Origin of the sequence: Georgenia soli (assembly GCF_002563695.1) — a bacterium.
Lineage (GTDB): Bacteria > Actinomycetota > Actinomycetes > Actinomycetales > Actinomycetaceae > Georgenia > Georgenia soli.
This window is the reverse complement of sequence record NZ_PDJI01000004.1, coordinates 240164-252577: the sequence shown is the minus strand read 5'-3', so window position 1 is coordinate 252577 and position 12414 is coordinate 240164. Positions and strand designations below refer to the sequence as shown.

Annotated in this window: 14 protein-coding genes; 5 read left to right on the top strand and 9 right to left on the bottom strand. The window is 71.5% G+C overall.

The window, feature by feature from the left end:
* Positions 1 to 24: 24 nt before the first annotated feature.
* Positions 25 to 927 (top strand): ornithine carbamoyltransferase, encoded by a 903-nt coding sequence (locus ATJ97_RS02570; protein WP_098482401.1) that lies wholly within the window; start codon positions 25 to 27, stop codon positions 925 to 927.
* A gap of 81 nt (positions 928 to 1008) precedes the next feature.
* On the top strand, positions 1009 to 1428 hold the full coding sequence (locus tag ATJ97_RS02565) for a DUF2695 domain-containing protein (RefSeq protein ID WP_098482400.1): 420 nt from the start codon (positions 1009 to 1011) through the stop codon (positions 1426 to 1428).
* A 60-nt stretch (positions 1429 to 1488) separates the two neighbouring features.
* Here the strand turns inward: ATJ97_RS02565 and ATJ97_RS02560 are convergent, their stop codons facing one another.
* The 6 genes from ATJ97_RS02560 to ATJ97_RS02535 all read right to left on the bottom strand — a co-directional run bounded on the left by ATJ97_RS02560 (position 1489) and on the right by ATJ97_RS02535 (position 6191).
* The gene (locus ATJ97_RS02560) at positions 1489 to 2412 is read right to left on the bottom strand and encodes an RNA polymerase sigma-70 factor (RefSeq protein WP_098482399.1); all 924 of its coding nucleotides are present in this window, start codon (positions 2410 to 2412) and stop codon (positions 1489 to 1491) included.
* A 44-nt stretch (positions 2413 to 2456) separates the two neighbouring features.
* Positions 2457 to 3473, bottom strand: coding sequence for an NAD-dependent epimerase/dehydratase family protein (locus tag ATJ97_RS02555; protein WP_098482398.1), 1017 nt, complete (start codon positions 3471 to 3473; stop codon positions 2457 to 2459).
* A 75-nt stretch (positions 3474 to 3548) separates the two neighbouring features.
* The gene (locus ATJ97_RS02550; RefSeq protein ID WP_098482397.1) at positions 3549 to 4694 is read right to left on the bottom strand and encodes an RNA polymerase sigma factor; all 1146 of its coding nucleotides are present in this window, start codon (positions 4692 to 4694) and stop codon (positions 3549 to 3551) included.
* Between the two features lie 2 nt (positions 4695 to 4696).
* A complete protein-coding gene (locus tag ATJ97_RS02545) occupies positions 4697 to 5104 on the bottom strand; it encodes a YciI family protein (RefSeq protein ID WP_098482396.1) in 408 nt (135 codons plus the stop codon).
* Positions 5105 to 5267: 163 nt separating this feature from the next.
* The gene (locus ATJ97_RS02540) at positions 5268 to 5522 is read right to left on the bottom strand and encodes a hypothetical protein (protein WP_098482395.1); all 255 of its coding nucleotides are present in this window, start codon (positions 5520 to 5522) and stop codon (positions 5268 to 5270) included.
* A gap of 276 nt (positions 5523 to 5798) precedes the next feature.
* Entirely contained in the window at positions 5799 to 6191 is a 393-nt protein-coding gene (locus tag ATJ97_RS02535; protein WP_098482394.1) for a hypothetical protein, read from the bottom strand.
* 113 nt (positions 6192 to 6304) lie between these two features.
* Here ATJ97_RS02535 and ATJ97_RS02530 point away from each other — a divergent pair, with 113 nt between their 5' ends.
* Both ATJ97_RS02530 and ATJ97_RS02525 read left to right on the top strand, forming a co-directional pair.
* Positions 6305 to 6868 (top strand): RNA polymerase sigma factor, encoded by a 564-nt coding sequence (locus tag ATJ97_RS02530; RefSeq protein ID WP_098482393.1) that lies wholly within the window; start codon positions 6305 to 6307, stop codon positions 6866 to 6868.
* Positions 6865 to 7713, top strand: a complete 849-nt coding sequence (locus ATJ97_RS02525) for a hypothetical protein (RefSeq protein WP_098482392.1) — start codon at positions 6865 to 6867, stop codon at positions 7711 to 7713. The genes ATJ97_RS02530 and ATJ97_RS02525 overlap by 4 nt, the downstream gene beginning before the upstream one ends.
* A gap of 856 nt (positions 7714 to 8569) precedes the next feature.
* Here ATJ97_RS02525 and ATJ97_RS02520 read toward each other — a convergent pair.
* Positions 8570 to 8848, bottom strand: a complete 279-nt coding sequence (locus ATJ97_RS02520; protein ID WP_098485166.1) for a putative quinol monooxygenase — start codon at positions 8846 to 8848, stop codon at positions 8570 to 8572.
* 216 nt (positions 8849 to 9064) lie between these two features.
* Between ATJ97_RS02520 and ATJ97_RS02515 the strand changes: the two genes are divergently transcribed.
* Positions 9065 to 9718, top strand: coding sequence for an FMN-binding negative transcriptional regulator (locus tag ATJ97_RS02515; RefSeq protein WP_098482391.1), 654 nt, complete (start codon positions 9065 to 9067; stop codon positions 9716 to 9718).
* A gap of 481 nt (positions 9719 to 10199) precedes the next feature.
* Here the strand turns inward: ATJ97_RS02515 and ATJ97_RS02510 are convergent, their stop codons facing one another.
* Positions 10200 to 11555, bottom strand: a complete 1356-nt coding sequence (locus ATJ97_RS02510) for an ABC transporter permease (protein ID WP_098482390.1) — start codon at positions 11553 to 11555, stop codon at positions 10200 to 10202.
* Positions 11555 to 12268: an ABC transporter ATP-binding protein gene (locus ATJ97_RS02505; protein WP_245862788.1), complete on the bottom strand. Its 714-nt coding sequence runs from the start codon at positions 12266 to 12268 to the stop codon at positions 11555 to 11557. The genes ATJ97_RS02510 and ATJ97_RS02505 overlap by 1 nt, the downstream gene beginning before the upstream one ends.
* Positions 12269 to 12414 lie beyond the last annotated feature (146 nt).

The following is a 12414-nucleotide window of genomic DNA, read 5'->3' as shown; positions in this document are numbered from 1 at the left end:
ACCGGCCTGCGATAGGTTGGCACGGTGTCCCACCCCCGGAGTCTGCTGACGCTGCTTGACCTCTCGCGTCCCGACCTGGAGTCGCTGTGGCTCGCCGCCGCCGGCTGGAAGGACCAGCGCGCGAGGCGCCGGTCGCGCTTCGCCGACAGGCGCGTGGCCACGATCTTCGACGGGACCAGCTTCCGGACCAGGCTCGCTTACGACACGGCGATCGACGCCGTCGGTGCGCACCGCATCGACCTCCCCCTCGTCCTGGGGCAGCGCGAGCCGGTGAGCGACACGGCCGCGATCCTCTCCGGTGCCGTCGACGCGGTGGTCGTGCGTGCCCGCGACCACGCGGCGGTGACGGAGCTGGCGCGGGTGTGCGAGGTGCCCGTCATCAACGCGATGACGGATCTCGGTCACCCGGTGGAGGTCTTCTCGGAGGCGTACACCCTGTTCGAGCGGCGCGGGCCGCTGAACGACCTCACCGTCACGTTCGTGGGTGAGGACTCCAACGTGCTGCGCTCCTGGTGCGAGCTGACGGTGCCCTTCGGGCTGCAGGTGCGCCAGGTGTGCCCGCCCGGGCACGGCGTGCACGAGGACTTCCTCGCCGAGCTGGCGCACCACGGACAGCGGGGCAGCGTGACGGTCTGGCACGACCTCGCGGACGCGGTGCGGGGCGCCGACGTCGTCTACACCGACGTCTGGCCGACGGCGGCCCGCACGCCGGGTCGCCGGCGGACCGCGTTCGAGCCGTACCGCATCACGACCGAGGTCCTCGACGAGGCAGGGCCGGACGTCATGCTCATGCACGTCATGCCCGTGCACCGCGGGGACGAGGTCAGCGCGGAGGCGTTCGACGACCCTCGTTCGGTGACCTTCGCCGCCAAGCGCAACCTCGCCCCGACGCACGCCGCGATCGTGGAGTGGGTCCTCGGGGGCTGAGCGCCGATGTCGGTGGCTCCTGCCATCTTCTGCACAGGTGTTCGAACAAGGGGTTCGGACCGGTGAGCGGGGGAGAGGCCCATGTCCGTGGACGACGGCGTACGCACGCTGGAGATCGAGCTGGCCAGCCTGGCGCAGGACCTGACCGGGCCTGGGCCGCACGAGTGCGTGCTGTGCTACGTCAACCGGATGCTCGTGCAGTTCGGGTGCGACACGACGCTGCGGTGGACCAGGCGGTGGCGTGAGCTCCAGGCGCCGCTCGCGACGAGGCTGGAGCGCCGCATCGGCCGTGAGGGCTCCTTCTGCGACTGCGAGCTCTTCACGAACGGCTGGGACGTGACGGTGCAGGTCGCCCACGACCCGGTGACGGGTGAGGACCGCTGGCCGGAGGACGTGCACGGCTGCCGAGGGGTGCGCACCGGCACGACGCGGCCGTGCACGCTGTGGTCACGACGGCCGCCGCAACGCTGGCCGGCGCGGCGGCGCAGCGACTGGGACTGACCGCGGGTCGTCCCGGCCGTCCGGGCGTGCCGACGCCCCGGTGGCATGGGCCGACCGCCGTCAGTCGGTCGCCCTCCGGGCCTGCTGCGCCTCGCGGTAGACGGCCCACCCGTCCGCCACCGGACCCACGTGGCGGAGCTTGTCCGGGTTGAGCACCGCCCGGATGGCGTGGATCTGCCCGTCGAGCACGTCCAGCGTGAGCGCGCTGAGGACCTTGCCGTCCCGGTCGCGGAAGATCGCGCCCGGCTGTCCGTTGAGCTCCTCCTGCTCGACGCTGCCCCCGATCTGCGCGAACCACGGCATGGTGGAGGTCAGCACGCGGGCGACCTTGTCGGCGCCGAAGATCCCACGGCCCCACTGCGGTGCCTTGCCGCCGCTGTCGCCGACCATCTGCACATCGGCGGCCAGCAGCTCCCGCAGGCTCGCGACGTCACCCTCACGAAGGGCGTCGAAGAACCGAGCCGCCAGCTCCTCGCGTCCCCTGCGGTCGGCCTCGAAGCGGGGCCGACCGGCGTCCATGTGCCGTCGCGCGCGGACGGCCAGCTGGCGGCATGCGGCCTCGGACCGGCCCACGGCGGCCGCGACCTCGGGGAAGCCGAACCCGAAGACCTCGCGGAGCACGAACACGGCCCGCTCCAGCGGGCTCAGCCGCTCGAGCAGAAGAAGAGCCGCCGTCGACACCGAGTCGGCCAGCTCCGCCGCACGCGCCGGGTCCTCGTACGGGTCCGTGACGAGCGGCTCGGGGAACCACTGCCCGACGTACTGCTCGCGCCGGGAGCGGGCTGAGCGCAGGACGTCGATCGAGATCCGGGTGACGACGGCCGAGAGGAAGGCCTTGGTCGACACAGGCGTCGTGGAGGACGTCTCGTAGCGCAGCCAGGTCTCCTGGACGGCGTCCTCGGCCTCGCTCACGCTGCCGAGGATGCGGTAGGCGATCGCGAAGAGCAGCGGCCGAAGCTCCTCGAACTCCGTCGTCCTGCTCACCCGAGCTCCTCCCTCGCTGCCTGGCGCCACGAGCGTAGCGCCGCTCATGACGTCACCTCGTCCGACGCCACCTCGTCCGACGCCACCTCGTCCGACGTCACCTCGTCCGCGGGGCGGATGAGGCCCGCCAGCTGGAGCTCGTTCCTGAACCCCGTGCGCCACGAGGGGTGACGCAGCTGCCAGCCCAGCTCACGCCTGGCCTTGGCGTTGGAGAAGGCGCGGCCCTCGGTCATCATGATCACGACCTGGTCGCCGGCCAGCATGCGGGCGAGCCATACCGGCACCCGGCGTGGCGGCCTCGCACCCGCGCACGCGGCCAGGTGGGGCAGCCACTCGTTCGCGGGCGCCGGCTCGTCGTCGACGATGTTGAACACGCCGTTCGCGTCCTGCTCCACGGCCAGGACGGTGGCGGTCGCGGCGTCGTCAAGGTGCACCCACGAGCTGTAGCCGGTGGCCCGCCCGACGAGCGGGAACTGGCGTCGGCGCACGAGCTCGACCTGGTCGTCGACCGCGCCCGGGCCGTAGAGCGCGCCGTAACGCAGCACCGCGCCGCCGGCCGCGAGCACGACCCTCTCGAGGTGGGCCGTCGCGGCCATCGCCGGCTCCGCTGCTGTCCCGGTCATGGGGTTGAGCGGCTCGTCCTCGGTCTGGACCGGTCCACCCCGTGGGTTGCCGTTCCAGCTGGCGTAGCTCTGAGCCACGAAGGTGCGCACCCCGGCCGCCTGCGCCGCGGCCAGGAGGTGGTCGGTCCCCTCGGTGCGCAGCCGGTTGGTCACGGCGAACCACCGGTCGGGCCGCCGGATGTCCGGTTTCCCCGCGCGGACGGGCGAGATGGCGGTCATCTCATGGACGACGGCGTCCGGGCGGGCCACGGCTACCGCCTCGCCGACCGATGCCGCGTCCAGGCCGTCCATGACGACGCCGTCGGCACCCATCCGTGCCAGTACCCCGAGTCTGGCCCGGCCCGTCGTCGTCGCGGTCACCTGGTGACCGCGCGCGAGCAGCTGGGGGACCAGCCGCCTCCCGACGACCCCGGTACCACCCGCTACGAACACCCGCATGGTCCTCACCCTCTCGTCGATCCGTCCTGCCTCTGGGACGAGACAGCGCGGACGGCTGTGACACGGGCGAGGAGGTCAGCCTCGTAGGGTGGCGTTGAGCCGGCCAGCCTGCCGGGTGAGGTGCTCGCGTTCGGCCAGGTTCGTGGCCGACAGCGCCGCCTCCCCGTAGAGCCGTGCCGCGGTGAGCGGATCGCCGTCGCGTTCGTGGAGGTACGCCGCGACCGCGCCGTGGCGGGGCAGCGAGGGGTCGAGCGTCGCCAGGGCGGCCAACCCGGCCCGGGGACCGTCGGCCTCGCCGACCGCGACGGCGCGGTTGAGCCGGGCGACGGGACTGTCGGTCAGGCGCACCAGCTCGTCGTACCACTCGACGATCTGCACCCAGTCGGTCTCGGCAGCGGTGCGTGCGTCCGCGTGGAGCGCCGCGATGGCCGCCTGGGCCTGGAACTCCCCGAGCCGGTCGTGAGCGAGGGCCCGCTGGAGCACGTCGACGCCCTCGCCGATCAGGCGGGTGTCCCACAGGTCCCGGTCCTGCTCCGCGAGGGGGACGAGGCTGCCGTCGGACCGGGTCCGCGCGGGGCGTCGCGCGTGGTGGAGCAGCATGAGGGCGAGCAGCCCGGCGACCTCGTCGTGCTCGAACCGGGCCGCCAGCTCACGGGTGAGCCGGATGGCCTCGGCGGCGAGGTCGACGTCGCCGGAGTAGCCCTCGTTGAAGACGAGGTAGAGCACGCGCAGCACCGTCGCGACGTCGCCGGGCCGGTCGAGCCGGACGCCCGAGACGGTGCGTTTGGCACGGCTGATGCGCTGCGCCATGGTCGCCTCCGGGACGAGGTAGGCCCGTGCGATCTGGCGCGTGGTGAGCCCCGCGACGGCGCGGAGGGTGAGCGCGACCGCGGAGGCCGGCGTGAGGGAGGGGTGCGCGCACAGGAAGTAGAGCTTGAGGGTGTCGTCGGTGGCCACTCCAGGCGCGGGACCGGGTTCCGCATCGACCCGTACCTCCCGCCGGCGTCGCGAGACGTCCGCGCGGGTGGCGTCGAGGAACTTGCGCCACGCCACCGCGACCAACCAGCTCCTGGGCTCGCGCGGCGGGTCGTCCGGCCACACCCGCAGCGCCTCGATCAGGGCTTCCTGCACGGCGTCCTCGGCCGCCGCGAACTCTGCTCCGCGACGGACGAGGACGCCGATCGAGGCGGGGATGAGGCTGCGCAGGAGAGCCTCGTCCACGCTCACTCCGTGACGGTCGGCGGGGCGGTGAGGAAGGGCCGCAGCTCGAGCCACTCTCCGAGCGGCCTGCCGCCGGCGCCCGGAGCCGCGGAGAGCTCGCCGGCCAGCTCGAGCGCGCGGTCGTAGCTCTCGACGTCGATCACCATCCAGCCGGCGATGAGGTCCTTCGTCTCCGCGAACGGGCCGTCGGTGACCGGCGGGCGCCCCTCGCCGTCGTAACGCACGAACGTGCCCTCGGGGGAAAGCGCCTGCCCGTCCACGAACTCCCCGGTCCCCTCCAGCCGGGAGGCGAAGTCGCTCATGTACTGCAGGTGGGCGGAGATCTCCTCGGGCGTCCAGCGGTCCATCGGCACGTCGTTGACGGCTGCCGGCGCGCCGCGGTAGTGCTTCAGCAGCAGGTACTTGGCCATCGTCCTCGCTCCCTCGGGTGGGTACGGCCCATTGTGGCCGTGCTCACCCAGGGGACGGAGCGGTGCGGCGCTTCTCGACATCGTCGCCAGCAGGAATCCCTGTGGGGCCTCGGCACCGTCGCGTCAGCACCGTCGCAGGGACGCTACGCGGTTCGGGCACCGGTCACAGTTCTGAGACGAGCTTGATCCACTGTGGTGTCGACCTGCCGTCGCGAGCGTCCTCCACGACGCGCCGACCGGCCGCCAGCACCTCGGCGGCGGAGATCTCCACGACGTCGCCGTAGGTCGCCCTGGCGATCCGCCGCGCGAGCGGCCGGACCGGTCCGACGTGGCGTTCGACCCGCACGAGCCATACCTCCATCGGCCGGCCAGCCGTGACGAACCGCAGCACGGCGGTCACGGGCCGCCGTGCGTCCATGGTCGTATCCGTTCTCACAGCGTCAACACCTCGACTCGAGTCTGCGACGGGTACGAGCGTGCCGCCACCCGGCGGTGCGGCGTCGTCCGATAATCCAGCAGGGGAGTGGCAGGCACGACCAGATCTTCGGGCTCGCCGCTGTCCTCCACCTGGCGCCGGGTATCTTGCCCTGGCCACGTCGAAGGGACCGCCGGCCGCCCGCAGCGAGCGGCAGGCAGCGTCGGGGAGGCCGAGCGACGCGAGAGAGCTCGCGGGCGAGGTCGAGCCAGGGGGCTCCTACGCCGTCGCGGGGGAGGTCGACCGCGAACGGACCGCTCGGACGATCGCGAAGATGAGCAGCGCGAGCAGCAGGAGGATCGCCAGCACGGGTGCCAGCAGGAGGACGAGCACGGCGATCACGACGATGGCGACCCGCCACGGCACGCTGAGACCGTGCCAGGCGCCCTTGACGGCGCCCCAGACCGGGTTCTTGCCCTCGACGGTGGCCTCGACGCCCTCCACCACGGCACCCTCGATCGCGGAGTCCGGCTCGGTGACTCTCTGGCGGAGGCGGCCGACGCTGCGGCGCACCGTGGACGTGACTTTTCGGGCGGCGGTGCGCAGCCGGCGTCCGATCCTGCGGAACAGGCCCCCGCGGACCGCGGACGGGGTGCTGGACGTGGTAGTCATCGGCGGCCTCCTCCTGGCACACCGTACGCCCGCGATGCCTGGGACGCGGGCCGAACGGAGCGCGAGGAGGCCAGACGCGACACACTTGCGCGGGTGGTGGACAGGTACGGGGTATGAGCCAGGCATCGGATGCTCCTCAGCGTGAGCACACCTTCAGATCGCTGTACGAGGCGGTCTACCCAGACCTCCTGAGATTCGTGCAGCGGCGTGCGGCCCCCGATCACGCCGAGGACGTGGTCGCTGAGGCGTTCCTGGTGGTGTGGCGTCGGCTTGACGACCTGCCGCGCGCCCACCCCGACGCGCGAGCGTGGATCTTCGGCATCGCGCGCAACATCTTGCTCAACGAGCACCGGGGCGAGCAGCGTCGCCGCGCGCTGGGCGTGCGCCTTGCCGACGCCATGACGTCCTCCGACGAGATCGCCACCGAGGCAGTGGTGCACCGGGTGGATCTCGCCAGGGCGTGGCGTCGACTCTCCGAGAGGCATCAGGAGGCCCTGGCGCTGGCCGTCCTCGACGGGCTGAACGCGCCCCAGGCCGCGGGCGTGCTGGCGATCTCGCCGGTCGCGTTCCGGCTGCGGCTCAGCCGTGCCCGCCGTGCGCTCCGTCTCCACCTCGACCACCTGCCGCGGGCCGTAACGCCGACCCGTGACGCCGCTGAAAGGACCACCACGCGATGAACCGCATCGACGACGAGATCGACGCCACCCTGCGATCGCTGGACCCCGCCCACCCGCGCATCGACGCGTCGGGCCCTCGCGCCCGCGCCGACCTTCATACCATCCTCGCCACCGCCCCGGCGGTCCCGGACAGTGGTGCGGCGCTGCAGCACTCAGCCGTCACGGGGCGCCCCCGTGGCGCCGCGCGAACCACCCGCCGCGTGGCCGTGATCGGCGGCCTCGCGGCCACGGTTGCTGCCGGCATCGTGGCGCTGCCGCCTCTCATCGGCGGTGACGAAGCCTTCGCCACGTGGACGCCCGTCCCCGAGGCCGTGTCAGCGCAGCAGCGCCCGGAGGCTGGCGCCGAGTGCCGCAAGGAGATGGAGGACGGGGCGGGAGCTCAGTACGCGGACGACCTTGGCAGCGCCGACGTCGCCATCGCCGAGTCACGCGGCGTGTGGACCACGGTCGTGCTCGCGGGTGCGGACGGGTTCTCGGCGCTGTGCATCACCGATGGCTCCGCGGGTCTGTTCGCCGCGGGAATGATCGGCTCGATCGGCGCTCCCCACGGCCTCGACGGCGTCAGCCCGGGGGCTCGAGAGCTCTTTCCCACGGATCTCGGCGTGGGCAGCATGAACGACCGGGACATCTCCCTGGCGGCCGGGCAGGCCGGCCCGGACGTCGTCGGCGTCGTCTACCGCAGCCAGGCTCACGGTGACGTTGCCGCCACGGTCTCCCACGGCCGGTTCGCGGTCTGGCTGCCGGGCGACGAGTTCGAGGGTGCGTCGAGCGGCGGGGTGGAGGTTGACGTGACGTACCGCGACGGCTCGACAGCCGTCGACGTGCTGAAGCTGGATGACGTCTGACGCTGGGGGAGAGGGGGCAGCCGAGCGACGGCGTATCTGATCGGACTTCCGAAGATGGAGCCCCGGACCAGCCGACGAATGGTGAGGTTCACCTGCACCTCCCGCGTATTGCTTCAGAGATATTTCGATCAGGACAAGCGGGAATTGGTCTCAACACGGGTTAGCACCGACAGCGCCCCCTCTAGGCTTCGGTCATATCGCGAGGTCAGCAGCGTGTGCGGAGGTGCACAGCCGGTGCGTACGGGGGGAAGAATGCGTAGGAAGCGGTCCGCGCGTGTGTCGGCTGCAGCCGCTGCCGCTGTGGTCCTGGCCGGCTGCACCGCCAGTGGGGACGCCGAGGCGGTGTCGACGGGAGATGAAACGCCACAGTCAGCTCGCGCGAGCTCTTCAGCGACTGAGAATGTGTATGACGGTGAGACCTGTAAGGGGTTCAGCGACGTCATGACGATCGTGGAGAACGCGGATATCGGCGTACGTGAAGGACGAATGGACCCTCAGGAGCAGCAGGGCTGGTACGGGCCGCGACGCGGGCGCTCGACCGCCTGCCATCCGGCGGAGGCGGTGCCGTCGGCCTGGCGATCTCTGACCTTCAGCAGATCGCTCCGGCAGTCTCGTCGGGTGCAGGAACGGAAGCGCATGGCATCGGTTCCGCTGAGTGGCACAGGAGCATCGAGGCCCTCGGGCACGCGTGCCGGGACGCGGGCGTCGAGCTGACGATCGGTGTCTTCACCGGCGGGTGAGGCGACCACCGCCGACCCTGCCGTGATGGTTGTCGCCGGAGAACGTGCACTGGCCGCAGGGGAGATCGTCTGCCTGGTCGGTGAGGCGATCGAGCCGGGGATCCGCCCCTTAGCTTTCAGACGCCTTCCGTCACGTAGCGACGTTCTACAGCTGCGGTTGCTCGACCCCACTCGCTGTCCGTGACGCGGTCCTGGTGCGCCTTGAATGCCGCAGAGTCGGCAAACAGCTCATCGACCTGCCACACCAGGGGATCCTCGGTCGGGGACACCTCGAACGAGATGCACCCATCTTCGGCACGGCTCAGCTCCGTATGGAGCGGGAGGTGCTCCGCGACGAGCGCAGCGTCCCGATCGTCGTGGCAGATGAGCTGTCCACGCAGGCGCACCCTGGTCATGACCTCATATTCGCAGACCTTGTCGGACCGCCCTATGATGTGCTTGAGCCGGCGTGCTCTGAGCCACTCCCAGGGAAGGTGTTGCCGCACGCGGAAAGTGACGGGGCTCGTGAGCCTTCAGACAGTGGGGATTCTCGGCGGTTCCATGCTTCCGTCTCAGCATGGGCGGTTGAGACTTCTCGAACGATGAGCCACTCCCGGTGATAGAAGGGGAGCATGCCGTACACGCCTGCTCATGACGCCGTCGAAGACTCCGAGGTCGTCGAGAGCTTCATCAGGCGTCACCCTCTGGCCACGCTGATCACGCACGACGGCGCGCGCCCGGATGCGGACTTGATCCCCCTTCTGCTGCTCGAGGGTGATAACGGCCGAGAACTGGTTGGACACGTTGCGCGGTCGAATCCCCTCTGGCGGCCTGGTAACCAGAGGGGGCCGGTACTGGCTGTCTTCGGCCCCGCCGAGCACTACATCTCGCCGTCCTGGTACCCGTCCAAGGTTGAGCATCATCGCGTCGTGCCGACCTGGAACTACCTCGTAGTTCATGCCTGGGGAGATCTGGTCGCCCACAACGATCCCAAGTGGGTCCGTGGCGTCGTGGCGCGGCTGACGACCGCCATGGAGGCGGGGCGTGAAGAGCCATGGCGGATCGGTCAGGCACCGGCGGACTTCACTGAGCAGATGCTGCGGAACATTGTGGGCATCAGCATTCACGTCGAGCGGATCGCGGGGAAGTTCAAGGTTTCCGCGCATCGCACTGAGACGGACCGGCTCGGCGCGCGCGACGGGGTGGCCTCCGCAGCTAGTGGGCTAGCGTTCGAGGAAGTCGTTGCTGCGATGACCGCTCCGCCCCAGATCGCTTCGACCGACTGAAGCAGATGCCGCCGCGCGGACGACGGCTATTTGCGCCGTCCCGCGTAGCGGGCCATGGCTCAGCGGCGAGCAGCGCGCAGGCCGCTGACCTGTAGCTGTGCAGATTGAGGGAGACGTGGTGGCCGTCCTCTGTCTCATTGGAGGCTAGAAATTTCGCCGGCGGAGGCTGCTGGCCGGGCGTCGGTCGGTAAGCCAAATGGCCCGCCGCTGTACTGGCACACCGGCCGTGAGAGTCACCGGGCGCCACAGACCCGGGGGAGGCGCTGGACCTGCTTACCCGCCTGCCACACCGAGAGGAACGCAGACAGGTGCTCTTCTGTATCTACTTCCGGGAGCCCTACGTCTGCGGCATGGGAGAATTGACAGTTCTGGCTCTGTGGCTGGTAGGGCTCTTCGTTTCTTACTGGGTTGTCCGAGCGGCCGCACGATACGGGCAACCCCTGCTTATAGGGGCTGGAGGTTCTCGCCCGGGCGGAAGGGGTCAGGTTCCCCCGCCTCGCAGCGCAGCGATCGGCTCGATCTTCGCGGCCCGGATGGCGGGGTACGCGCCGGCGAGCAGGCCGATGACGCCGCCGAGCAGCGCCGAGAGGACGACCGTGACGTCGTCCAGGATCGGCGTCCACTCCTTGGTGAGTGAGACGACGACGACGACCCCGACCCCGAGTGCCGCGCCGACGAGCCCGCCGAGCAGCCCGATGGTCGCGGACTCGGTGAGGAACTGCCGCGCCACGTCACGCGTGGTGGCGCCGAGCGCGCGCCGCAGCCCGATCTCGCCGACGCGCTCGCGCACCGAGAGCAGAGTGACGTTGGCGATCCCGAGGCCGCCCACCAGCAGCGCGACCCCGCCGAGCGCGAGGAAGACCGCGTTGATGTCCGCCTGCACGTCGTCACGGACGGCCGACGGCGGAGGCGGCACCTGAACGTCGACAGCCTCCGGCGCCCCAGGGTCGAGCGCAATCGGGGCCTGGGCCGCGACCACCGGCCCGGCGCCGATGCTGATCGTCACCTGTGCCTGCTCCAGCCCACCCAGGGCGAAGTCGTGCCGGGCCGTCCCGACGGGCAGCACGACGGCGTCGATCAGATCGGAGCGGCGCTCGACCGTGCCGATGATCCCCATGACGGTGTAGGGCCGGTCCCCGATGAAGACGGACGGCTGCCTGTCGACCCGGGAGACCCCCAGCCGCTGCGCCGCACGCGAGCCCAGTACGACCACCCGGTCACCGCGCGCGTCGTGACCGGCGTCGAACCAGCGGCCGGTGGAGATTGTGCCGCGCACGGAGTCGAGCAGGCCCGGGGTCGCCGCCAGCACCGGTGGCCGGGCGAGGGCCGGCGCAGAGGGGTCGTTGACGGGGACGGCGGAGATAGCTGCGGTCCCGACGTCAACGGTGCTGACCGCGCCTACCTGCTCCACCCCGGCCAGACGGGAGATCCGGTCCTCGACGTCCCAGGGGATGCGCCCGACGGCGCGGCGCTGGCTGTCCGAGCCGGTGGTTCTCGGCTCGATCACCACCTGTGTGGCGGCCACCGCGTCGAACTGCCGGGCCACCTGACCGGCCGCCGTCTGGGCGAGCCCGACCGTGACGACGAGCGAGCCGATGCCCAGCACCGTGCCGACGATCGTCAAGAGCAGGCGCGCCGGACGGGCCCCGATGCCGTGCGCGGCCTCGGCAAGGAGGTCGCGCAGGCCGAAACGGTCGAGCGCGGCGCCGCGTGGCACGACGAGCGTGGGCCGTGCACGACGGCGGAGGAGACGCGGGGCACGCAAAAGGGAAACCGAACGCCGGAGCCGCGCCGGGCGCCTCAGGAACAGCGGTCGCTTTCGCGGGGCGCGGAGCATCAGCCCACCTCGCGCAGCGTGCCGTCGGCGATCCGCACCCGCCGCCGGGCCCGGGCGGAGACGGTCGCGTCGTGGGTGATGACCACGAGGGTGAGCCCGTCGGCGTGCAGCTCGTCGAAGAGGTCGAGCACCCCGGCGGAGGTGGCGGAGTCCAGGTTTCCGGTGGGCTCGTCGGCCAGGAGCACGTGCGGGGAGGCGATGACGGCGCGGGCCACCGCCACGCGCTGCCGCTCGCCGCCGGAGAGCACCGGCGGCATGAAGTCCAGGCGGTGGCTCATGCCCACGCGCTCCAGCGCGGCCAGCGCCCGCTCGCGCCGCTCGGTGCGCGGCACACCGCTGTACAAGGTGGCGAGCAGGACGTTGTCGAGCACGCTGCGGTGGGGGAGCAGGTGGAAGGACTGGAACACGAACCCGATCCGGCCGCCGCGCAGGGCGGAGCGGTCCTGCTCGGAGAGGTCACGGGTGGCGAGCCCGTCGAGCAGGTAGTCCCCGGAGGTCGGGCGGTCCAGCAGGCCGAGGATGTGCAGCAGGGTCGACTTGCCCGCCCCGGACGGGCCGACGACCGTCACGTAGTCCCCGCGCTCCACCACCAGCGAGACGTCGCGCAGGACGTGCAGCGGCGGGTCGCCGGGGAAGGTCCGACCCAGGCCGCGCAGCTCGATGACCGGCGCCGGCGTGGCGCGCTCCTCGGGACCGAGCGCAACGACGTCCACGGGGGCGGCTGCGACGGCGCCCGTGCTCCCGCCGTCTTCCACGAGCACCTCGAGGGGGCCCAGCCCGCCCGCCGTCGGACCGGGCGCCGCGGCCCGTGCCGCCACCTCGTCGACTAGGACCCCCGCCTCGGCGGCCGCAGCCGTCA